Below are 22,749 nucleotides of genomic sequence, written 5' to 3'. Positions count from 1 at the left end.
GCCCGGCGCAACGCCAACACGCCGACGGGCCCCGGTCTGCTAGGCGGCGACCGAGAGGCGACGGACACCCAGCAGCCCCCGATGCACAGCACCCCCGGCCGACCCGCGCCCTACAACGGGCCCACAGTGCACAGCCCAACCCGGCGCAACGCCAACACACCGACGGGCCCCGGCTCACCGGTCAGCGACCGGAAGGCGACGGACACCCCACACCCCCCGGTGCACGGCGCCCCCGGCCGGCCCGCGCCGTACGAGGGGCCGCCGGCGCATGTGGCCGGCCTTCCGGCGGACTTCGCGCGCGACACGTACCCCGGCTCCCCGCGCCGCCCGGAGCCGAACGCGGGCCTTCCAGTCCGTACCGGCGGTCCCCCGCCCGGCCCCGCACACGCCGCGCACCACCGGTCCGCCGTCCCCCAGCCGCATGCCGGCGAAGAGGGCGGGCTCGCGACGGACTCGGCGCCCGGCGACAGCCGGCGCCGCCGACGTACCCGAGGCCCTGCGGACGCCCCCGTGACAGAGCGGGCCTCCGGCATCATGCCCCCGCTCGGCCCGGCCCGTCGGCGCCCTCCGCCCGGCCCGGCGGACGCCCCGGGCCGTGAGCCGTACGGCAGCCACCCCGGGCCGCACCGTCAGCCGCCGAACGCGCCGCGGCGTCTCCGTATCGGGCAGCCCGTCCCCCACGTGCCCGACACCGCCATGCCCTTCGCGGTCCGGCGGCCGGACACGGGCACCGGCAACCCCCGGCCCGCCCCTGCCCCGGGCCCGCCCCCGCGGCACCGGCCACCGGCCGCGCCGCCCACGCCGGCCGTCCCTCCCGCGCCCGCCCCCGTCCCCGATCCCACTGCCGTGGCCCGCGAAATCGCCCGGCAGCACGCCGGGCTCCTCGCCGAGGCCGTCGCCCCCGTCCTGGGGCTGACACGGCGGCGCCGGAGCGCGGCGCACGAGTCCTGGCCGCCGTGGTCCGGACCGCCGCCGGGTGACGACGCCTGGGGAAGTCCCGTACCGCGATGACACCGGAGTAGCCGCCCATGCCGGACCAGCCGTTCGCCGTCAGTTCCCACTTCCAGCTGTCCATCGGCAGTCATGCCCTCGGCTCCTTCACGTCGTGCGAGGGGCTGGGCTGTGCCATGGACGTGGAGGAGCGGGTGGAGGGCGGGACGAACGGGCACGTGTGGCAGCTGCCGACGCGGCTGCGCTACACCAACGTCGTGCTGAGCAGGCCCTTGTCGCAGGAGACCGTGCTGATCTGGGCCTGGCTCCAGCAGCAGGTGATCGAGCCGGTGCGGCTCCCGGGTCAGCTCGTCGCGCTGGGCCCGGACCGGCGGCCGATCGTGCGGTGGCTGCTCGACGGGGTGCTGCCGGTGCGCTGGACGGGGCCCGCGTTCGACGTCGACCAGTCCCAGCCCGCCCGCGAGACGTTGGAGATCACCCACAACGGGTTCCTGGGCATCACCGTCTGACGAGAGGACCGCATGCTGTCCGAGCTTCTGGGTGGCGCACCGGTGCGTGCCGCCCTCGTGATCCACGACCCTCCGGCCGGCACGGGCAGCAGCCCCGGGCCGGAGCGGGACCGGGTCCGGTTCCAGTTCAACCCGGACCGGGTGCAGGTCGGCAAGCAGGCCCGCTGGGACCGCAGCCGGGCGCCGTCCAGCGGCGAGGCGGCGCGGGCGCAGTTCGTGGGCGCGCAGCCGCGGACGATGACGCTGGAGGTGTTCCTCGACGCCACCGGCTCCCGGCAGAGCGTGCAGGACCGGGTGGAGAAGCTGCTCGACTGCTGTGCCCCGACTGCGCGGAGCACCGCGGCGAAGCCCGCGTCGGCCCCGTGGGTGCGGCTGGAGTGGGGGCACGCGCGGACGACCGGGTTCCTCGCGCTGGTGACGCAGGTCGACGCGGTGTACACCCGGTTCGGGCTCGACGGGACGCCGCTGCGCGCCGTCTGCACCGTCTCCTTGGAGGAGGTGGGCGGTTCGGTGCCCCGGCAGAACCCGACGTCGGGTGCCGACGGGCCGGTGGACACGCATCTCGTGGTGGCGGGCGACAGCCTGGCCGGGCTGGCCTGGCACGCGTACGGGGACCCGGCGCGGTGGCGGGAGATCGCCCGCGCGAACGACGTGGACGACCCGGCCCGGGTGCCGGCCGGCACCGTGCTCGTCCTGCCGGTGCTCCAGGAACGCGCCACGGAAGGCGGTGCCGGGTGACGGAGCGGCTGTACGCGGCGGAACCGGTCGTCGCCTTCGGCTCGCCCTTGCGCGAGGAGTGGGCGGGCCGGCTCGTGGAGGCGTACGTGGACACGGCGTTGGGCGTGCCCGCCCGGGCGACGCTGCGGTTCCGCGACCCGGAGCACCGGCTGCTGACCTCGGCCGGCATCGCGGTGGGGGTGCCGTTGACGGTGGCGGTGGCCACCGCACTGCGCCGGTCGAGGACCGGCGTGTTCGACGGCGAGGTCACGGCCCTGGAGACGGAGGCCGACGCCGACGGGACCTTCACCACCGTACGGGCCATGGACCGGGGGCACCGGCTGATGCGGGGGCGGCGCGTGGCCGCGCACGTCGAGACGACGGTGGCCGAGGTCGCCGAACGGCTCGCCGCCCGGCACGGGTTGAAGGCCGGCCGGATCGACGCCGAGCGCACCCGCATCCCGCACCTGGCACAGCCCAACCTCACCGACTGGGAGTTGCTGAACCATCTCGCCGACGAGCGGGGGCTGCGCCTGTCGGTCGAGGGCGGCACCGTCCACATGCGCCGGCCGGCGGCGGCGAGCGGGGCGCCCGCGCCCGGCACGGGGGCGGACCGCAGCCCGTTCGTCCTGGAGTACGGGGAGAACCTGCTGGCGTTGCGGGCCGCCGTGTCGTCCGAGGGCCAGGTGGCGGGCGTGGAGGTACGCGGCTGGGACCCGCAGGGCAAGGCGGCGCTGTCGACGCGGGCCGGGGCCGGGGACAGCGACCGGCTGCGCCTCGGTGTCACACCGGGACGGCTCGGCACGGCGTTCCCAGGCCCGGAACCGGAATTGCTGGTCGGCGGCCGGGGCCATGCCACGGCCCCGCGGGTGGACGCGGCGGCCCGCGCGCTGGCGCAGGAGGCGGCCGCGGCCATGGCGCAGGTGTCGGCCGAGGTGGTGGGCACACCCGAGCTCGCGGCGGGGGTGCCGGTGGCCCTCACCGGGGTGGGCGAGCCGTTCGCCGGCCAGTACACGGTGACGTCGTGCCGGCACTCCTTCGACGGGGACCAGGGGTACCGGACGCTGGTCGGGGTCGGCCCGCTGCCGCCGCCCGTCGTGCCGTACCCGCCGCCGCTGTGCGCGCTGGGCGTGGCGGTGGGGATCGTCACGGACATCAAGGAGCCCGGGCAGGGGCAGCGGGGTGCGGTGCGGCTGCGCCTGCCGTGGCTGTCGCAGGAGTACGTGACCGACTGGGTCCGCACCGTGCAGTGGGGCGGGGCCGGCGGTGGCGGGGTGTTCGCGCCGGAGGCGGGGGACGAGGTCCTCGTGGGGTTCGAGCACGGGCGGCTGGACCGGCCGTACGTCATCGGCGGGCTCTACAACGGCGTCGACGGCCCCACCGACCACAAGCTGCCGCTGGTCGACGCGGGGACCGGGCGCGCGAACCGGCGCTCCCTCGCATCGCGCGCGGGCGACCGGTTGGAACTGCTCAGCGCCACCGACGGCCCGCAGGGCGTACGGCTGCGGACCGGCGACGGGAAGCTCGACGCCCACCTGGACCGGAAGGACAGCACCATCGCCCTCACGGCAGGAGACGGCGGGGGCGGGGCGACGCTGCGGATCTCTCTCGACGCCCGCGGCAACGGCACCCTCACCGTCGACGCGGGCCCGTCGGGACGCCTGGTCCTCACGGCGGGAACCGTCGAGATCACCGGTGGCACCGTGACCGTGACGAGCGACGGCGACCTCACGCTCGGCGGGCAGCGCACCACCGTCACCGGCAACACCGTGGACATCAACTGACCGGAAAGGCGGTCCCCTTGGACATCATCGGCGCGGGGTGGGCGTTCCCCGCCGTGGTCACCGGCACCGGGCGGATCGGCCTGGCGCGCGGCAGCGAGGACGTGGAGCAGGCCATCCGCCTCGTCCTGTCCACCGCGCCCGGCGAGCGGCCCATGCGGCCGGAGTTCGGCTGCGGCATCCACAGCCTGGTCTTCGACGCGCTCGACGCCACGACCGTGGCCCGCGCCGACGCGGAGGTGCGCCGGGCCCTGGACCGCTGGGAACCCCGGATCGAGGTGGACGACCTGCTGTTCAGCACCGACACGGATGACAGCGGCGTGCTGTACGTCGACGTCCGCTACCGGCTGCGCGCCACCAACGAGCCCCGCAACCTCGTCTTCCCCTTCTACACCCTGCCCGGAGACTCCCCCGGTGAGTGAGCTGTGACCGACCTGCCGACACCCGACGTGCCCGTTCCCGACCTGGACGACCTGCGGTTCCAGCCGCTGGTGGACGCCGCCAAGCGCGCCCTGCCGCAGCGCGCGCCGGAGTGGACCGACCACAACGTCTCCGACCCGGGCATCGCCCTCGTCGAGGCCTGCGCCGAGCGCACCGACCAGCTGATCTACCGCGTCGACCGTATGACCGGCCGGCAACGGTCCGCGGTCCTGCGCCTCATGGGCATCACCCCGCTGCCCGCGTCGCCGGGCCGGGTCACGGTCCTGTTCACCCGGACCGGCGAGGCCACCGTACGGCCGGAGATCCCGGCCGGCACCGAGGTCCGGACCGGCGGCGAGGAACCGGTCGTCCTGCGGACGACGGCGGCGCTCGTCCTGGAGGCCGGGCAGGTCACCGGGCAGGTGGAGGCCGTGGAGGAGCCCGTCGCCGTCACCGAGCTGCTGGGGGTCGCCGACGGCGGCCCCGGAGGCCGCTTCCCCACCCGCCACCGGCCCTGGGGGCCCGGCACCCCCGTGCCGGACCCCCCGTTCGGGCCGCCGCTCGTCGTACGGGTCGACGGCACCCCGTGGACGGCGGTGCGCACGTTCGCCGAGGCGGGACCGGAGAGCACGGTCCACTGGTGGGACGACGCCGCGTGCGAGGTCGTCTTCGGGCCGCTCGTGCCCACGGAGGACGGGCCCCGGCAACACGGAAAAAAGCCGCCGGCGGGGGCCCGCGTCAGCGCCGAGTACCACTGCCACCGGGGACGGAAGGGCAGCGTCCCGGCCGGGACACCCCTGACCGTGGCCGGCGAGACGGGGCTGACCGCCGCCGTGCAGGACGTGGTCACCGCCCCCGGGGACGCCGAGGACTGGCAGCAGGCCCTGGAACGCGCCGGACTGGGCCTCGCGCCGCTGCGCCGCGCCGTCACCGCCGCGGACCACGAGCAGCTCGTCGAGGAGCACGTGGCGGGGCTGGCCCGGGTCCGGGTCACGGCGCTCACCCGCCCCACCGACTCGCGGGTGCCCGACGCCCTGCCGGCACCGCCCCGGCCGGCCGCCGTGCTCGCCTCGCTCGTCGCCGCCCACCGGCCGGAACGGGCCGTGCACTACTACGACGACGACGGCACGATCACCCCGCTGTCCCTGCCCCTGCCCCCGCCCGTACAGGACCCGGCGGTCACCGGTGACGACGACGTGCCGGTTCCCGTGCGCGAGGCCGGGCGCCTCGACGCCGTCGTACGCACGGCCGAGGACGCGCCCCGGCTGTGGTTCTACCTCGGCCAGTGCCTCTGGGACGGCGGCGAGGCACAGCCGGTCGCCACCGCATTCCCCGGCCTGCCCGCCGCCTTCACCTCGGACGTCGACGCCGTCACCCTGCTGCCCGACCCCCGGGCGGACGACGCGTACGAGCTGTTCTTCTTCAAGGGCGAGACCTTCCACCACCGCGCCTACACCTGCACCGACAGGGCCTTTCTGCCGCGGCCGGGCAGCCGGGGCGTGACCTCCCTCGTCTCCGAGGCGTTTCCCGGCCTGTCCCCGCAGTGCCAGGTGTCGCCGGACGCCGTGGTGACCATCGGTGGCGTCTTCTTCTTCCTGAAGGGGACGCGCACCGAACCCGCCCTGTGGCGCAGGGAGGACGACCCGCTCCACGTGCTCCTGGTGCCCCAAGTCCACGGGGACCCCGGCGTCCGCCCGGCCGCCGGAGCGTTCGACGTCCCGCCCGGCACCCTGGCCGAGGTGAAGAACGTCGTCGAGGCGTCCCGGCTTCTGGGCGAACGGCTGCGCGTCGGCGCTCCCCGCTACCACTCCTTCGGCATCGCCGCGACGGTACGGCCCTGGAGCAGCACGGCGGCCGACGTCGGCCGGGCCCTGGAGGAGGCCGAGAAGGCGCTGCGCCGCTTCTTCCACCCCACGGCCGGCGGCCCGGACGGGCGGGGGTGGCCGTGGGGGCGGCGGGTCCACGCCGGTGACGTCTTCACGGTGCTGGAGGGGGTGCCGGAGATCCGTGGGGCGACCTCCGTCGCCCTCACGGCCGGCATCGGCGGAGGGACCGTGCCGTCCGTCGAGGTGTCGGACGGCGGCCTGGTCCTCCTGGACACCGTGGACATCGAGCCCGACACGACCGAGGGCTGAGACCGGTTCGCCGAGAAGAGAGGACCCCGCATGCCGCCACCCCCCGCCCGACCGCTGTCCCTGCCCGCCGTCTACGGCCACGACGTGGTGGCGCAGGCGTTCGCGACCGCGCTCGGCGAGGCCCTGGGGCACGCCGAGGAACGCATCGACGGCCTCGACGCGGTGCTCGACCCCTGGCGCGCGCCGCCGGCCTTCCTGGACTGGCTGATACGGATCACCGGGGCCCGCGTCGAGCCGGGCTGGACGGAGCTCCAGCGGCGCAAGGCCGTCGACCTGGCGCCCCGGCTGGCCGCGTACCGGGGGACGCGGTACGGGCTGCTGCTGGAGGCCCAGGAGATCCACGGCTGGGCGCCGCCCGCGCTCGTCGTCGTCGACCCCGGCAAGGTCTTCGGCGACGGCGACCCCGCGCCCCCGGCCGGGCGCATGCTCACCGTCACCCTCAACACCACCGGCACGCCGGCCCGGAACCAGGACCAGGAGCAGGACGAGGACGAGGACCCGGAGCAGGAGCAGCGGGCGCTGGAGAGCAGCCTCGCCCGGCTGGTGCGGGCCCACTGCCCGGCCCACATCCCCTTCACGGTCGCCGTCACCGGGCCCGGGGGCTCCTGACCAGACGCCGAGACGAGAGGTCACCGCAGGGATGAGTCTGCCGACACCCGAGTACGACGGGCGCACGCGCGACGAGGTGGTGGCCACCGCCGTCGCCGCCGTGCACCGGGCCGTGCGGACCTGGACCGGGCAGGACCGCACCGACCCCGGCCGGGCCCTGATCGAAACGTGCGCCGACATGGCCGTGGCCCTGCGCGACCGGCTCAATCTGGCGCCCGACCAGCGCCGGCTCCAGGTGCTGCGGCTCCTGGGCGTACGGCCGTACCGGCCCGCGACCGCGCGGGCCGAGGCCGTGTTCGAGCTGGCCGCGCCGTCGCCCGAGCCGGTGGTCGTGCCCGCCGGCCAGGAGGTCGCCACGCGGCCGGTGGGCGACGAGGAGCCGGTCGTCTTCAGCACGCTGACGGAGGCGGTGCTCAACCCCTGCGTCCTCATCGCGGCCGGTGACTTCGCGCCGGCCGGGTCGGCCGACGGCGCCCTGGAGGGCACGCTGACCACCTTCGGTTCCGGTGCCGTCGTGACGCCCGGCACGGCCGCGTTCGCCGGCCCGGCCTTCCACCTCAACCTGCCGTACCTCGGCGACTTCCCGCACCCCGACGACACCGCATCCGGTGCCGGCCGGGACGGCACCGCGGAGTCCCCCTACCCCCTGGCCGTGCTCTCCGTGCCGGTGCCGGGCACGCGGGTCACACTGGACGTCGGGCTGAGCCGCACCCGCCACGCCGGCGGCGGGCCCGCGCCGGGCCACTGGGAGGCGTGGCAGGGCACGCACTGGATCCCCTGCCAGGTCGTCGACGACACGGCCACCGCACCCGGTGCGCAGGGCAAGGTGGTGCTCGGCCTTCCCCCGTCCCACGCGCCGGCCCAGCTGCTGCTCCGGCGGCCGGACGGGCAGGGCGGCTTCTACCTCCAACGGCTGCGCGACGTCGGGCTGATCCGCTACCGCACCGACCCTCCCCGGCAGAGTCCCCTGACGCAGCTGGTGCTCGAACCCGCCCTCGCCGTCTCCGTCCCCGTCGTCCAGGCCAGGCTCGTACGGAACGAGACGCTGGGGACCGCCACCGGCACCCCCGGTGAACGGCTCCGCTTCGCGCATCCGCCGCTGCCCCGCAGCACCGACCCGCTCGTCGTGGAGGCCGTGCTCGGCGACCGCACGGCGCAGTGGACGTACGTCGCCTCGCTCGCCGGCTCCGGCCCCGACGACCGGCACTTCACCCTGGAACCGCGCACCGGAGAAGCCGTCTTCGCCCCCGTCGTGGCCGGGGCCCGGGGGCCGCGCCGGCACGGGGCGCCCCTGCCGGCGGGGGCGACCGTACGGGTCCGGCGCTACCTGACCGGCGGCGGTGCCCGCGGCAACGTGCCCGCCCGCACCCTCACCGTGCTCCGTACCCCCCTGCCGTACGTCTCCTCCGTGACCAACCCCGCGCCGGCCGTCGGCGGCACCGAGGGCGAGACGGCCGCCGCCTGCGCGCGGCGCCTGCCGCTGGGCTCCCCACTGCCGGAACGCGCGGTCGTCCCCGCCGACTACGAGCAGCTGGCGCTGGCCGCGTCGGCGGGCATGGCCCGCATCCACCACGTCCGTGCCGCGCCGCACGACGCCCTCGACCCGGCCCGCAACTACGTGAAGTGGGAGCCGGCGCGGACCACCGTCGTCCTGACCCTGGCGCCCGGCACGCCGAAGGCACCGGCAGGCACCGAGGTCACCACGGCCGACGGGACGAAGGTCTTCACGACGACGGAGGACGCCGCACGTCGCCCCCCGGAAGCAGCCCCGGCAGCACGGCTCACCCTCGTCGGCGGCGTCACGACGGCCACCGGGATGTTCGAGGCCGGCCCCTACCGGCCGGACGGCGGGATCACCGGGCCGTTCAAGGACGGCGGGCGGCTCGTCCTCGGCCTGGTGGAGATCGGGGCGGGGCACGACCCGGCCAACCTGACGCTGTGGGTGACGGCGGACGGCGACCGGCCGGCGGAGGCCCGGATCGCGGTGTCGGTGTTCGCTCCCCGCAAGGAGGTCCCGTGGTGGGACACCGAAGCCCCGCTCGCGTACGCCGCGGCACCGGCGCAGCCGGTCACCGTGGCCGGCGGCCGGCCGGTCTCCGGCCACCCCGTCCTCCTGGGCGACGCGATCCCGTGGCAGGCCGCCGTCGCCCGCGGGGAGTTCGCCACGAGGGCGCAGGACGCGGTTGCCCGGCTGGGGTCCGACTTCCCGACGGAGGAGGCCGCGTGCTGGATCGCCGTGCAGATCCTCGACCCCGCCGGCACGCCCACCACGACGTACACGGTGTACGCCGACTCCGGGGCGACGGAGGAGGTGCCCGCCGCGCAGTTCGAGCAACGGACCACCGACCGGGGGCCGTTCCGGTCCGACGGCAAGCCGGGCCAGTTCTTCCCCCTGCTGTACTCGCCCGTGTGCGAGCCGCTCCCGAAGGTGAAGGTCGGCACCACGGAGTGGCGGACCGTCGTGTCCTTCGAGAACTCCCGCGAGGCCGACGAGGACGTGGTCGTCAACGCCAGCACGGGCCAGGTGTACTTCGGCCCCCACATGACGGACGGGCCCGCGGGCCCCGGACAGTACGGGGCCGTGCCGCTGCCCGAGGGGACACCCGTCACCGTGGCCGGCCCGTACCGGACCACGCTCGGCGCCGACGCCAACGACATCCCGCCGGGCGGCATCTGCGCGGTGAGGCCGCCGGGCGCCGGCATCGTCGGTGTGCGCAACACCACCGCGTCGCAGGGCGGGAAGAACGGCTACACCGACACCAGCGGCGGCAGCACCCGGGCCGGCGTCACGCTGAGGATCGTGCCCTTCGTCACGACGGACGAACGCGGCTGGTTCCCCTTCCACATGCTGACGCCCAGCCGCGACGCGTGCGACACGCTGCGCCGCGCCCTGCGGGCCTGCCAGCCGGAAGGCGTCCCGGTGTGGCTGGTCAAGCCCGGGTACCGGGGCGTCCGCTTCGACGCCCGTATCGTGCCCGCCGACTACCGCACCGCGGAGGAGCGCGCGGAGCTGCGCGCCGCCGCGGAACGCGCACTGTACCGGTGGTTCAGCCCCGTCGGCGGCGGCCCCGACGGCACCGGCTGGCCGCTGGGGCGCCCCGTGTACGTGGGCGAGGCCTTCCGCGTCCTGGAGGGCGTGCCGGGCGTGGGCCGCGTCGCCACGGTCGAACTGATACCGGTCGACCCGGAGAGCGGCATCGTGTCGGCCCCCGCCGACCGCATCGACTGCGCCCCGGACGAGACCGTCTACTCCGTCGAACACCGCGTGACCGTCGCGGAGGTGCCCTCATGAGCAGCACACAGGACGACCGCGGCGGCCTGGCGGCCGGCGGTCCCCGGCTGGTGGCCCCCGCCTGGGGCGCGGACCTCCTCGTCGTGGCGGACGCCGGCGACCCGGAGCGCCCGGCGGTGCGGACCGTGCCGGTGGGTGCCAACCCGCGGGCCGTGGCCGCCAGTACGGACGGCACGCGCGCGTACACCGCCGACCACGACGCGGGAACGCTGTCCGTGGTGGACCTCGGCGCCGACGGCTTTCCGGTGCTGCGGTCCGTGCCCGCCGGGCAGAACCCGTGCGCCGTGGTCGCCGGGCTGGTCGCCGGCCAGGTGTGCGTGGCCGACCGGGCGGGCGGCCTGGTGATGGTGTTCGACAAGGAGGCGGAGGCGCCCGCCCCGCCGCTCAGCGTGGGCTCCGGCCCCAGCGCGCTGGCCGCCGCCCCGGGCGGACAGGCGCGGTACGTGTGCGTCGTCGACGACACGGACGACACGGTGACCGTCGTCGACGTGGGCACGCCCGGATCTCCGTCCGCCGCCGCGCCCGTACCCGTCCCCGGGGTCACGCGGGCGGTCGTGGTGGCGCCGGGAGGACGGTTCGCGTACGTCGCGAGCCGGGGGGCCGGCGGGGCCGGCGGCCTGGTCACCGTGCTGGACCTGGGGGCGGGCGGGGCCGTGGTGGGCACGCCCGTTCCCGTGGGTGCCGAGCCGCGGGCCCTCGCCCTGAGCCCCGACGGCAACCGGCTCTGCGTCGCCGGTTACGGCTCCGCGTCGGTCTCCGTCGCCACCGTGCACCCGGACACCGGGCACGTCGGCACCTCCGTCGCCGTACCGGTCGGCCCGCACCCGGTGACCGTGGCCTTCACCCCGGACGGGAGCCGCATCCTGGTCGTGGGCCAGACCTCGGGCACCCTCACCGCCATCGACACGGACACCCTCCCACCGGTCACCAGGGACACACCCGTCGGTGCCGTACCGGCCGGCGTGGTCCCCGGGCCCGACGGCCGCTTCGCCTACATCACCGACCAGGCCACCGGGGAGATCGTCACCGTACGCACCGCCCCGCGGAAAAGCGGCGAGGTGACGACGGGCACCGGATCGGTGCCCGTCAACGCGGCGGCGGCACCGGACGGTACCTGGGCCTACGCCGCCGACTCGGCCTCCGACAAGGTCGCGGTGCTCAACCTCGGCATGCTACAGCCCGGCACCGCCGTCACGCTGGGCGCGCCGCACAAGCCGTGGGACGTGGCCGTCGCGCCCGACCGCAGCTTCGCCTGCGCGACCAGCCCCGGCTCGGCGTCCCTGCTCGTCCTCACCGACAACGGGGGCGGCGACCTCACCGCCGACAGCCAGGTGAAGGTGACGCCCGTCGCCCTGGCCCCCGGCGCCGAGCCGCACGGCGTCGCCATCACGCCCGACGGCCGGTACGCGGTGACCGCCGACTCCGGCACGGCGACGCTCTCCCTCGTCGACCCCCGGGGCGGCCGGTACACGATCGCCGCGGAGGTGGTGGACTGCGAGGAGCCGACCGGCATCACGATGGCGAAGGACGGCACCACCCTCTACGTGGCCGACTTCGCCAGGACGAGCCCGGGCGACGAGGGCGGGCAGATCACCGAACTGCACCGCACCGGCCCGTCGCAGTGGGAGCGGAAGAGGACCGTCACCGCCGACGACGGTCACCTGTCGGGCCCGCACGAGATGGCCGTGACGTCCGACGGGCTCCGGCTGTGCGTCGCCAACTACCAGAACAACACCGTCTCGGTCCTGCGACGCGACACGACGGACGACGACTGGACCCACCACATGACGGTGACCAAGTCCCCCGCGATGCTGCGGCCGTACGGACTCGCCCTGTCGCCCGACGGCAACACCCTCTACGTCTCCAGCGCGGCGCAGAACAAGGCCACGGTGGAGGTGTTCGACATCTCCACCAAGCCGGCCGTGCACCGGAGCACCATCGCGGTCACGGACGGCGTCGCGGTCCCTCCCGGGCTCGCGCTCTCCCCCGACGGCACGTACCTCTACGCCGCCGTCGGCAAGCTGTACGGCGTCGACCTCACGGGCGAGGGGCAGAGGACCATGACCCCCGTCGAGGCCGCCGACGCCCACCTCGACCATCCCAGCGGACTCGCCTGCCGCGACGACCGGACCGTGTATGTCGTCAACCAGGGCGAGAAGAAAGACCGGTCGGCACCGGGGACATGCCTCGCCGTGCTCACCCTCGACGCCACACGATTGAAGGTGGACAAGGCCGAGTCGGTGCCCCTCACCGCGAGCGACGTCCCGTACTCGGTCACCGTCACGGCGGACGGCACCTGCTGCATCGCCAACCTCGACAGCAAGAACGTCACCGTCCTCACCTCCAAGGTGATCCCCGTCCCGGTGGGCACCGTGGGACAGTCCCGGCCGTGGGACGTCGCCGTCACCGACGACGGCGCGTACGCCTGCGCCACCGACCGCGCCGCGGCCTCCCTCCGCTGCATACGCCTGGCCGACCAGCACGTGACCTCGGTCGGCGTGGGCCAGGACCCCATGGGGGTGGCGAGCGGCCCGGGCGGTGCACGGATCTATGTGGCCTGCCACGGGGACGACAGCATCACCGTCCTCGGCCGGTCCTCCGTGCAGGACGCGGTGTCGCCCGGCGGCTCCGCACTCGGCCCGCCGGAGCTGGTCACCACATGGCAGCACCCGCTGATCGTCAAGCCCGAGTCGGTGTCGGTGTCGCCCGACGGAACCTGGCTGTTCGTCACCTGCGAGGGAAGCGGCACCCTGCTGATGGTCGACACCGCGAACGGCATCCCCCGCTTCACCGTTCCGGCGGGACGGGGGCTCACCGGGAGCGTGCCCGACCCGCGTACCGGCGAGCAGGACAAGCACCTGGTGTACGTCACCGACGGGACCGGGGCCGTGCTGTCCGTGGTCGACACGACGACGCTCGCCCCCGCCGGCCGGACCGCGACGGCCCTCGACGTACGGCAGGCGGTCGCCGTCCCCGTCACCTCCTGACCCGCGCCCGGGCCGCCCGCCCGTTCCTCCTCCGCACCGGACAGGGGCCACGATGATCCAACTGGTCGACAGCACACTGGAGTCACGCGTACGGGAGGGCCTGACGTGGCTGCCCGAAGGGTTCCCCGTCACGTTCCAGCCGCCGGGCCGCGAGGCCGGGCACGGCGAGACCGCCGGCTCGGAGGCCGTCGGCCTCTACCTGTACGACATCCGCGAGGACATGGACCGGCGGCAGACCGGCACCGTGTACCAGTACCCGCCCGTCGAACGCCGCTCGCTGCCGCTCCGGAAGCGGGCGCAGTTCGACCCGCCGCGGTACGCACAGCTGTCGTACCTGGTCGTGGCCTGGGCCCCGGACGCGCTCATCGCCCACCGCATGCTGGGCGACCTGCTGGTGGGCTTCGCCCGCAGCCGGGAGTTCCCCGTGGAACTGCCCCCGGAGCTGGCCGACATGGAGTTGTCGGCGCTGCTGGACGTGGGGCGGCCGCCGACCGAGGACCGTGCCCTGACCGAGCTGTGGAGCGCGGTCGGGCACACCCTCGTCCCCACCCTCAACGTGGTCGTCACGCTTCCCCTGCTGACATTCGTGCCGGAGGAGTACACGAAGTGGGTGGAGGAGCCGCCGGTCGTCAGGGAGGAGCTGAAGCAGGGGGAGGCGCGGTGACCGCACCCGCCGGGGGACGCACCCGGACGGCGCCCGTGCCCGGGCCCGCCGACTGGCTCCTGGCCCGCCTGGCCGTCGTCGAGGAGCGGGTGCGGCAGGCCATCGCGCTGCGCACGGGAGAAGACCCCGGCCCGGACCTGCCGGAGACCCCCTTCGACCCGTTCCGGGGCCTGTACGTGTCCGACGAGATGGCCCCGCACCTGCTGGACGTCCCGGCCGGCCCACTAACGCCGGCCTCCGCAGGAGCCGCCCTGGCCGCCGCGGTCCGCGACCGGGAGGACGCCGCCACGGCGGCGGGGGCCGCACCGCCGGTGCGCCGGCTCGCCGGGGACTTCGGCCTGGACGACCTCGCGCTCGACGTCCTGCTGGTCGCGCTCGCCCCGGACGTGGACACCCGGTTCGAGCGGTGCTACGGCTACCTCAACGACGACGTCACCTGCCGGCACGCCACCGTGGGCCTGGCCCTGACCCTGTGCGGCGTTCCCCCGGCTTCCGCGACGGCCCGCCGGCTGTTCGCCGCCGGCGCGCCCCTGCGCGCCGGCGGTCTGCTGGACGTGTTCGACTCCGGTCGCCCGTACCCGACGCGAGGGCTGCGCGTCCCCGACCGGGTCACCGCACACCTGCTGGGCGACGACTCCCTGCCGGCCGGCCTGCCCGTCTCCTTCGGCCCCGCTGCGGCCCCCTGCCCGGTCGAGGGGCCGTTGGCCGGCGTCGTACGGCACGTGGCCCGGCTGCTCGCCCACCCCTGGCCCGTCCACCTGCGGGAGAGCCACGACCGCGACGGCACGGCCACGACGGTCGCCGAGGCGGCGCTGGCACGGCAGGGGCTCTCCGCGCTCGTCCTCGACCTGACGGCCCTCGACCGGGAGACGGATCCCGGCGCCTCCGTCCGGGCGGCACTGCTGGAGGCGCGGCTGCGCGGCTGCGGCCTGATCGCCGGGCCCGTCGGGGTGCCCGTCGGCCCGCCCGGCGGCCCGCCCCTCCGTGCGCTGCTCGCCCCGCTCGCCGACCCGCCGGTGCCGGTGGTGTTCACGGGGAGCCGGCCGTGGGACGCCCGCTGGACGCCCGTCCCGCCGGTGGCGGCCGAGTGCCCGCCCCTGACGGGTGCCGAACGCGCCGCGGTGTGGCGCCACGAACTCCGCACCCATACGCAGGAACCGGACGAGGCGGCCGTGACCGCCGGTGCCCGGCACCGGGCCGGACCCCGCCGGATCCGGGCCATGGCCGCGGCGGCCTGCCGGCAGGCCGCCGCGCAGGGCGTCCCCGTCGACGCGGCCGCCGTGCGCAGCGCCACCCGCCCCTGGAGCACCGGCGCGCTCGACCGCCTCGCCCGCCGGATACGGCCCGCCGTCGGCTGGCCCGACCTGGTGCTGCCCGAACGGACGCACGAGCAGCTGCGGGACCTCGCCCGGCGCGTCCGCCACCGCGACCTCGTCCTGGGCGAGTGGCGGCTCCGGCCGGGCGGCGGCCGCGGCCGCGGCGTCTCCGCCCTGTTCAGCGGCGGCTCCGGGACGGGCAAGACCCTGGCCGCCGAGGTCGTGGCCGGCGATCTGGGCCTCGACCTCTACACGGTCGATCTCGCCACCGTCGTCGACAAGTACATCGGCGAGACCGAGAAGCACCTGGAGCAGATCTTCGCGGAGGCCGAAGCGGCCGACGCGGTACTCCTCTTCGACGAGGCCGACGCCGTCTTCGGCCGGCGCACCGCCACCCAGGACGCCCACGACCGGTACGCCAACACCGGCACCTCCTACCTGCTGCAACGCCTGGAGTCGTTCGACGGCCTGGCGCTGCTCACCACCAACATGCACGCCAACGTCGACCCGGCGTTCCTGCGCCGCCTCGACCTCGTCGTCCCCTTCCCCGCGCCCGACGAAGCCCGGCGCCGCGCCCTGTGGGACCGCTGCCTGGGCCCGGCCGTGCCCCGCGCCGACGACGTCGGCGCGGAGGCCCTGGCGGCCCTCGCCGGCGCCTTCGACCTGTCCGGTGGCGCGATCCGCTGCTCCGTCGTCACCGCCGCGTACCGCGCGGCCGACGAGGGCCGGCCGGTCGCGATGGCCGACCTGCTGGCCGCCGTCCGCCAGGAGTACGCCAAGCTCGGTCGCTACGTGGACGAGTCCCGGTTCCCCCCGGAGAGGACGTCATGAGCCCCGGACCCGCGCCGGGAGCGGCGCCCGCCCCGCACCAGCAGGCTCCGGCGCCAGTCCCGGCTCCTGCACCGCCGCAGCCCGTGGCAGGCCACGAGGCAGCGCTGACCGAGCGGTTGAGGGGCCTCCAGCAGGAGATCGGCAACGCCGCGACCGCCCGGGCCCTGGCCCGCCCCGGAGGGCAGCGCGCCGGCGGGCCGCCGTTCGGCCACCGCCGCCTCCTCGCCTCGCCGGGCTGGCACCAGGCGGCGGAGCTGTACGAGCAGCGGCTCGGCGCGGCGCTGGCCGCCGCCCCCGAGGTGGGGCGGGCCGCCCGGGCGGCGGTGCTGCGGCTGTACGAGGTGCTGAGCCGGGGCTTCGGCCCGCAGGCGGCGGCGGGGGCGTTCGTCAAGGACGACCCGGGGAGCGCCGGGCAGGTGGGCACGGAGGGCGATCCCGGGGAACGGCTGCTGCAGTGGACCGCGCCGGGCTCGCCCGCCACCGTCCGGGAGCTGGTCACCGCCTTCTACAACGCCGCGTACTACAAGTACGGGCCCCAGCCCGAGCCGCACCCCGACGAGCGCGAGGTGTCGCTGAAGACGCTGCTGCACCGCGTCGTCCTCGACGGCGATTCGGGGCTCGCCCGCGAACTCGGGCTCGACGTCGAAGCGTTGAAGGCGCAGCGCGCCCATCTCACCGGCCCGGCCCGCGGCCTCGGCCACCTGCCGCACGACGTGCGGCGGCTGTTCGCCGCCGACGTCTTCGCCCTCGGCAACCTGACCCTGCAACACGGCGTCGGCACGACCCTGTCGATGGGCCGCAGCCAGCAGCACCGGGCCGAACGCCCCGGGCACGAGACCGGGCCGGGCAAGCGCACGGTGCGCGACTACCGCGACCTGGGCGTGCCCCTGAGCGACGCCGAGGCCGCCCACGCCCGCCGCAGCACGACCCCGCTGCACGTCGAGGGCCTCGCCGAGGAGGAAGGCCGCCTCGTCCCCGCCCGGCACGAGGTGACGCCCGAGGCCGTGTGGGCCGCGACGACCCGGCCCGGCGAGCAGGGACCGGAGTTCCCCCTGCCCTGGGTCCCCGGCCAGGCCCTCTTCACCATGAGCCCCACCGGCAGCTGGTACCGCAAGCACCACGGGCGGGGCGCCCCCTTGGTCGCGGGCATCTCGGGGACGACCACGCGCATGCTGAGCGCCTTCCGCTGGCTGCGGACCGTACCCGGCGGCGGGGACGGGGCGCGGCTGTCGGAGCGGGAGTTCCTCCTCGCCGTCGCCTCGTGGATGCTCACCGCGCGCGACCATTCGCTGTACGAGATCCTGCGGGGCGCGAAGGCGGCGGGGCTGACCGGCCTGTCGGACCTCACCGCCACCTCCCGGGACGTACCCCGCATGTACCGGGACTTCGACGCGTTCGTGAAGGACACCCTGCCGGGTGCGGTGCTGCCGGAGCTTCCGTACGCCGCGCTGTACGCGGACCGGGCCCTGGCCGAGCCCGAGCACGGCGGCCTGGTCACGGTGGACGACCGCACGGTACGCACGGCGCGCCGCGCCCGGCGGGCGCTGCTCGGGCGGCGGCCGGACGCCGGCCTCACCGACTGGCTGGGCGACCAGGGGCTCACCGGCCCGGACGCCGACGCGGAGCGCGCCCGGCTGGGCGCCGAGCTGCGCCTGCCCCATCTGCTGGCGCTGGCGGAGTACACGGGGGAGAACCACCAGCTCGTCAACCGTGTCCTGGCCGCCCGCGGCCCCCTGGCCGGCGTGGGTGTGCACCGGCTGATCGACCAGATGATCGACTTGTTCGCGCAGGGGCAGCAGGTCGAGACCCCGTACGCCGCCTGGCGCGATGCGGAACTGCAACGGCTCATCGACGCCTACCGCGCCCCGGGCCTGGACGACGCGGAACGCGCGAGGCACCTGGAGGCCGTCCGCGGCCGGATGCACGAGCTGGCGGACACGCTGCGGGCCGAGGCCAAGACGCACGCCGACATGCTCACCGAGTCCCTCGACAGGCTCCCGCCGGTGCGGGGCACGGTGTTCCGCGCCGGGTGGGAGCTGGTGCCCCGTAAGCGCACGACGTTCAGCGGCTTCACGAGCACGACCCGGGAGCGCAAGGAGGCCGAGAAGTTCCTGCCGATGCAGCACCCCCAGCCGGGCGGCCGCCGGGTGCTCTACCGGCTGGAGCTGACCGGCCACAGCGGGCGGGACATCGCCTGGTTCTCCCGGAGGCCCGAGGAGAAGGAGGTGCTGCTCCTGCCCGGAGCGGCCTTCGAGGTGGAGCTGCGCAACCGCGACGAGAGGGTACGGGTCGGCGGGCAGGAATGGCGTTACGACTTCGTGTGGGCGACGGAGCTCCCGGGCTGAGCCCGGGCGCCGGCCTCACTGCGGGAGCTGCGTCAGCTGGATCAGGTTGCCGCAGGTGTCGTCGAGGATCGCCGTCGTGAAGGAGCCCATGTCCGTCGGCGGCTGGGTGAACGTGACGCCGAGGCCGGTCAGGCGCTCGTGCTCGGCGTGGATGTCGTCCACCGCGAAGGAGGTGGCCGGGATGCCGTCCGCGACCAGTCCTTCCTTGTACCGCTTGGCCACCGGGTGCATGTCCGGTTCCAGCAGCAGCTCGACACCGTCGCGGGCGGCCGGGGAGACGACGGTGAGCCAGCGCGCCGGCCCCATGTCGATCTCGGTCTTCTTCTCGAAGCCGAGCTTGTCGGTGTAGAAGGCCAGGGCCTTGTCCTGGTCGTCGACGAAGACGCTGGTCACATGGATGCTGATCACGGTGCCATGCTGCCACGGCGGGCAGGTTTTCTCCCGTATGCCCGGCTATCCGGCCGTCACCGGGCGGGTGCGGGGGCAGGTGAGTGTCGCCTTGCCGCGGTACTGGGTGCCGATGACGTCCGCACCGCCGGAAGGGTTGCTCGCCACGGCCTCCACGGTGAAGACCAGGTCGAGGGGGCCGCCGTTCACGACGACTTCCACGGTGCCGTGGCTCGTCCGGGCGTACGTGGCACGGTTCTGCGCCGGAACCGTCAGCTGGACGCGCCCGGAGCCCGCATTGGGGAAGGCCTGTGTGGTGTAAGGAACGTTGTTGATCACCATCGACTCGATGTCGTCCGGCACGCAGGCGGCGTGCCCTTCGACACGGAAGCCCGCCGAGCCCTTGGGGACGGGTACGGGGGGCGGCGGGACGAGCGTCGCGAGTGGAGTCAGGGCCGGCAGGAGGGCGACGGTGTCGCCCTCCCTCACCACGATCTTCTGCACGACCGCGCCCTCAGCTCTTCCCGCCGGGCTGCCCGGCGAGCTGGGTGATGGTGAACTGCACGAACTCGGCAGGCCGGACGGGGGCGACGCCGATGTCGCAGATCACCTGACCTGCGTCGATCGTGTCCGGGGTGTTGTTGGTGCGGTCGCAGATCACGTAGAACGCCTCGTCCGGCGTACGGCCCAGCAGCGCGCCCTGCCGCCACTGGTCGGTCAGGAAGCTCACCACCGAATGCCGCAGTGTCCCCCACAGCCGGTCGTCGTTCGGCTCGAACACCGCCCAGGTGGTGGACCTCTGAATGGAGTCGGACAGGAACGACACCAGGCGCCGGACGTTGAGGTACCGCCAGTCCCGGCTGCTGGATCGCGTCCGCGCGCCCCACACCAGCAGGCCACGGCCGGGGAAGACGCGCAGGCAGTTGACGCCCTTGTCGTTGAGGGTGCCGTTCTGGTCGTCGGTGAGCAGGACGGGGAGGTCGAGGACGCCGCGCAGGTTCTGGTTGGCGGGCGCCTTGAACACGCCGCGCTCGGCGTCCGTACGGGCCCACACCCCCGCCAGGTGTCCGGACGGCGGCACCGTCCGCGGCACCCCGTCGATGCCCGGGACCATGACCCAGGGGTAGTACAGCGCCGTGAACGCCGCGTCGTCCGTGTCGGGTGAGGCGAGCGTGCCCACGAACTCCTTCAGCGGGTCGGCGAGCAGGCCGGGCGGCGCGTCGACGACCGCGAGCCGGTTGCGCTGCTTGGTGCAGTGGGCGAGCACCTGGCCGATGAGTGCGGCACCGGCCGGCAGGGCCGGCTGGGGAGGGGTCGCGCTCTGCGTGGCGGCGACGGTCATGTCCCAGAGGCTGGGGACGGCGACCATGGTCACCTCGGGGACGGTCTCCAGCCCGCCCAGCCCCGTGCGCGCGTCGGCGTCGCCGGCGAGGTCCGTCACGGCCCGGTCGGGGCCCAGGAAGCCGACGACGTAGCAGGACGTGCCGCCGTTGGCGAAGAACCCGTACACCGCCTCGGCCAGCGTGAAGCAGCGCTGGAGCACCTGGATGCGTTTGAGCTCGTCGGGGGTCGGGGTCTCGCCGGCCTTCTGCTTCTTCAGCAGGGCGGCCAGTTCGTCGCGCAGGGGGGTGATGCTGTAGCGGTCGGCGAACTCCTGCCAGCCGCGGACCGGCTGGGGAACGACGCGTTCGCTCTCGTCGAAGGGCCGGGGCGCCCCTTCGGCGGGTTCGCCGTCCGGCACCTCGGTGTACCCGAGGAAGGCGGGGGTCGACGTGCCCACCCCCGTGATCATGCGGACGCCGCTGGACTTCTCGGTGATGTAGACGCCCGGGGGCCTCGTGGCCATGCGCTGTGCTCCTCTCGGCCGGCCGGTGCTATTCGACGGTGATGTCCTCGTAGGTGATCGTCACTTGTTCCGTGGCGGTCCCGGAGTTGGCCGCCCCCAGCTGGGGTCCCTCCCAGCGGGAGGCCCAGGCGTTGCTGAGGTGGATGCGGCGGACCGTCTGCTTCTGCGCGTCCTTCAGGGCGATGGTGATGTTCTGCCGGGCGCTGTCGAGGTCGGCGTCGACCAGGGTGGCCTTGATCCAGTCGGTGAACGCCGTGCTCTTGTCCATGCCGCGGGTGACGGTGATCTCGCCCGTCCGGCGCGCGCCCGGCTGTTTGCGCACGATCAGCTCACCGGTCGCGGACACCTGCCGGGTCTCGACGACGTCCTGCTCCAGGGTCAGCCCGGAGACGTCCTGGACGGTCTCGACCTGGAACTTGCCGAGTTCGATGGCGAAGGTGCTGCTGCTGAAGGTGTCACCGGTCAACACGTACGGGTCCCTCCCGATCAGGTGGTGGCGCCGGGCTGCCCGGCGATCTGGGTGATGGTGAACTGCACGAACTCGGCGGGCCGGACGGGGGCGACGCCGATGTCGCAGATCACCTGGCCGGCGTCGATCGTGTCCGGGGTGTTGTTGGTGCGGTCGCAGATCACGTGGAACGCCTCGTCCGGCGTACGGCCCAGCAGCGCGCCCTGCCGCCACTGGTCGGTCAGGAAGCTCACCACCGAATGCCGCAGCATCGCCCACAGCCGGTCGTCGTTCGGCTCGAACACCGCCCACGAGGACGACTGGCGGATCGAGTCGGCGAGGAACGACACGAGACGCCGGACGTTGAGGTACCGCCAGTCCCGGCTGCTGGACCGGGTCCGCGCACCCCACACCAGCAAGCCGCGGTCGGGAAAGAGGCGCAGGCAGTTGACGCCCTGGTCGTTGAGCTCACCGTGGCGCTGGTCGGTGAGCCGTACGGGGAGGGACAGCACGCCGCGCAGGTTCTGGTTGGCGGGCGCCTTGAACACACCGCGCTCGGCGTCCGTACGGGCCCACACCCCCGCCAGGTGCCCCGAGGGCGGTACCGTCCGCGGCACGCCGTCCACCCCGGGGACGTCGACCCACGGGTAGTAGAGCGCTGTGAATGCCGCGTCGTCCGTGTCGGGACTCGCCAGCTTCGACAGGAAGGACCGGACGTCGACCGCGGCGGTGCCGGCGGGCGGTTCGCAGAGGGCGAGCCGGTTGCGCATCGTGACGCAGTGGCCGACCACCTTGCCGAGGATTTCGGCGCCCTGCTGTGTCGGCGTCTCCCTGCTCCACAGGTCCGGGACGGCGACCATGGTGACGTCGGGGACGGTCTTCAGGCCGGCCAGGCCGGTGCGCTGGTCGGGGTTCCCCTCGACCTCGCTCGCGAGCGGCTTGGTGGGGTCGAGCCGGAGCACGTAGCAGGAGCTGCCGCCGTTGGCGAAGAAGCCGTACACGGCCTCGGGCAGGTGGCACTTCTCCGACTCCTCGAAGAACGCCGCCAGGAAGAGCAGCTCGTCCCGGCGGCGGTTGAGGGCCACCACCTTCTCGCCTGCCGCGATCCACTGGTGGTAGGGGTCGGGAAGTGCCGCGGAGACCTTGTCCGCCGCCTCCTCGGCCGCCTTCCTGTCCTCCGCGCTCACGGTCTCGCCGGCCCAGTCGGCGGCCTGGACCTCGGCGAGCTTGTCGAACTCCGGCACGGTGAGGACCGGCGATTCGCCGGTGGTGGCCTTCGTCTTCAAGTCGGCCTCGAGGCGCTCGAGCTCCGCGGTCGCGGCCTCGACGGCCGCGGGCAGCCCCTCCAACTCGTGCGCCAGCTGCTCGGCCCCCAAGGGGGAACGGAAGTGGAACGTGTCCACGAACTCGGACCAGCTGCTGATCGGTGTCGGCGGCGTGGAGGCGGCGGGGCCACCCACGGTGTAGCCGAGGAAGGCCGGTGTGGACGTGCCCACCCCGGTGATCGTCCG

The 22,749-nt window shown here is 74.8% G+C and carries 16 protein-coding genes; 11 read left to right on the top strand and 5 right to left on the bottom strand.

From position 1 onward, the window contains the following. The first annotated feature begins 1,028 nt into the window (after positions 1-1,028). From IE305_RS29565 to IE305_RS29515, 11 genes are all read left to right on the top strand, one after another. Positions 1,029-1,460, top strand: a complete 432-nt coding sequence (locus IE305_RS29565; protein ID WP_190132884.1) for a phage tail protein — start codon at positions 1,029-1,031, stop codon at positions 1,458-1,460. A gap of 12 nt (positions 1,461-1,472) precedes the next feature. Next, positions 1,473-2,198: a CIS tube protein gene (locus IE305_RS29560; protein WP_190132883.1), complete on the top strand. Its 726-nt coding sequence runs from the start codon at positions 1,473-1,475 to the stop codon at positions 2,196-2,198. Further along, positions 2,195-3,961, top strand: a complete 1,767-nt coding sequence (locus IE305_RS29555; RefSeq protein ID WP_190132882.1) for a VgrG-related protein — start codon at positions 2,195-2,197, stop codon at positions 3,959-3,961. Before IE305_RS29560 ends, IE305_RS29555 begins: the two co-directional genes overlap by 4 nt. A gap of 17 nt (positions 3,962-3,978) precedes the next feature. Next, positions 3,979-4,380: a GPW/gp25 family protein gene (locus IE305_RS29550; protein WP_190132881.1), complete on the top strand. Its 402-nt coding sequence runs from the start codon at positions 3,979-3,981 to the stop codon at positions 4,378-4,380. A 3-nt stretch (positions 4,381-4,383) separates the two neighbouring features. Continuing rightward, positions 4,384-6,513: a baseplate J/gp47 family protein gene (locus IE305_RS29545; protein ID WP_190132880.1), complete on the top strand. Its 2,130-nt coding sequence runs from the start codon at positions 4,384-4,386 to the stop codon at positions 6,511-6,513. 30 nt (positions 6,514-6,543) lie between these two features. Next, a complete protein-coding gene (locus IE305_RS29540) occupies positions 6,544-7,122 on the top strand; it encodes a phage tail protein (protein WP_190132879.1) in 579 nt (192 codons plus the stop codon). 31 nt (positions 7,123-7,153) lie between these two features. After that, the gene (locus tag IE305_RS29535) at positions 7,154-10,414 is read left to right on the top strand and encodes a baseplate J/gp47 family protein (RefSeq protein ID WP_190132878.1); all 3,261 of its coding nucleotides are present in this window, start codon (positions 7,154-7,156) and stop codon (positions 10,412-10,414) included. Continuing rightward, positions 10,411-13,401 carry a beta-propeller fold lactonase family protein gene (locus IE305_RS29530; RefSeq protein WP_190132877.1) on the top strand — a complete coding sequence of 997 codons (2,991 nt, stop codon included), beginning with the start codon at positions 10,411-10,413 and terminating at the stop codon, positions 13,399-13,401. Before IE305_RS29535 ends, IE305_RS29530 begins: the two co-directional genes overlap by 4 nt. 52 nt (positions 13,402-13,453) lie before the next feature. Beyond that, complete coding sequence (locus IE305_RS29525; RefSeq protein ID WP_190132876.1) at positions 13,454-14,065, top strand: Pvc16 family protein; 612 nt, start codon at positions 13,454-13,456, stop codon at positions 14,063-14,065. Continuing rightward, positions 14,062-16,212, top strand: coding sequence for an ATP-binding protein (locus IE305_RS29520; RefSeq protein ID WP_229891679.1), 2,151 nt, complete (start codon positions 14,062-14,064; stop codon positions 16,210-16,212). The genes IE305_RS29525 and IE305_RS29520 overlap by 4 nt, the downstream gene beginning before the upstream one ends. A gap of 83 nt (positions 16,213-16,295) precedes the next feature. Next, positions 16,296-18,557: a hypothetical protein gene (locus tag IE305_RS29515; protein ID WP_190132875.1), complete on the top strand. Its 2,262-nt coding sequence runs from the start codon at positions 16,296-16,298 to the stop codon at positions 18,555-18,557. Between the two features lie 15 nt (positions 18,558-18,572). Here IE305_RS29515 and IE305_RS29510 read toward each other — a convergent pair whose 3' ends face one another. Genes IE305_RS29510 through IE305_RS29490 form a run of 5 tightly spaced genes read right to left on the bottom strand, consistent with a single transcriptional unit; the run spans position 18,573 to position 22,734 of the window. Next, positions 18,573-18,962, bottom strand: coding sequence for a VOC family protein (locus IE305_RS29510; protein ID WP_190132893.1), 390 nt, complete (start codon positions 18,960-18,962; stop codon positions 18,573-18,575). Positions 18,963-19,010: 48 nt separating this feature from the next. Further along, complete coding sequence (locus IE305_RS29505) at positions 19,011-19,448, bottom strand: contractile injection system spike tip protein (protein ID WP_190132874.1); 438 nt, start codon at positions 19,446-19,448, stop codon at positions 19,011-19,013. A gap of 10 nt (positions 19,449-19,458) precedes the next feature. After that, positions 19,459-20,790 carry a phage tail sheath family protein gene (locus IE305_RS29500; protein WP_190132873.1) on the bottom strand — a complete coding sequence of 444 codons (1,332 nt, stop codon included), beginning with the start codon at positions 20,788-20,790 and terminating at the stop codon, positions 19,459-19,461. Between the two features lie 28 nt (positions 20,791-20,818). Next, entirely contained in the window at positions 20,819-21,259 is a 441-nt protein-coding gene (locus IE305_RS29495) for a phage tail protein (RefSeq protein ID WP_190132872.1), read from the bottom strand. A gap of 17 nt (positions 21,260-21,276) precedes the next feature. Beyond that, positions 21,277-22,734, bottom strand: a complete 1,458-nt coding sequence (locus IE305_RS29490; protein ID WP_190132871.1) for a phage tail sheath family protein — start codon at positions 22,732-22,734, stop codon at positions 21,277-21,279. Positions 22,735-22,749: the final 15 nt, after the last annotated feature.

The organism is Streptomyces mashuensis (assembly GCF_014654785.1).
In the GTDB taxonomy this organism is placed as follows: domain Bacteria; phylum Actinomycetota; class Actinomycetes; order Streptomycetales; family Streptomycetaceae; genus Streptomyces; species Streptomyces mashuensis.
This window is presented reverse-complemented; position numbering and strand designations above follow the sequence as displayed.

Excerpts from the sequence above, each read along its gene's own strand:
- IE305_RS29565 (WP_190132884.1), top strand. The coding sequence starts at position 1,029 with ATGCCGGACCAGCCGTTCGCCGTCAGTTCCCACTTCCAGCTGTCCATC.
- IE305_RS29560 (WP_190132883.1), top strand. The coding sequence starts at position 1,473 with ATGCTGTCCGAGCTTCTGGGTGGCGCACCGGTGCGTGCCGCCCTCGTG.
- IE305_RS29540 (WP_190132879.1), top strand. The coding sequence starts at position 6,544 with ATGCCGCCACCCCCCGCCCGACCGCTGTCCCTGCCCGCCGTCTACGGC.
- IE305_RS29535 (WP_190132878.1), top strand. The coding sequence starts at position 7,154 with ATGAGTCTGCCGACACCCGAGTACGACGGGCGCACGCGCGACGAGGTG.
- IE305_RS29530 (WP_190132877.1), top strand. The coding sequence starts at position 10,411 with ATGAGCAGCACACAGGACGACCGCGGCGGCCTGGCGGCCGGCGGTCCC.
- IE305_RS29525 (WP_190132876.1), top strand. The coding sequence starts at position 13,454 with ATGATCCAACTGGTCGACAGCACACTGGAGTCACGCGTACGGGAGGGC.
- IE305_RS29500 (WP_190132873.1), bottom strand. The coding sequence starts at position 20,790 with ATGGCCACGAGGCCCCCGGGCGTCTACATCACCGAGAAGTCCAGCGGC.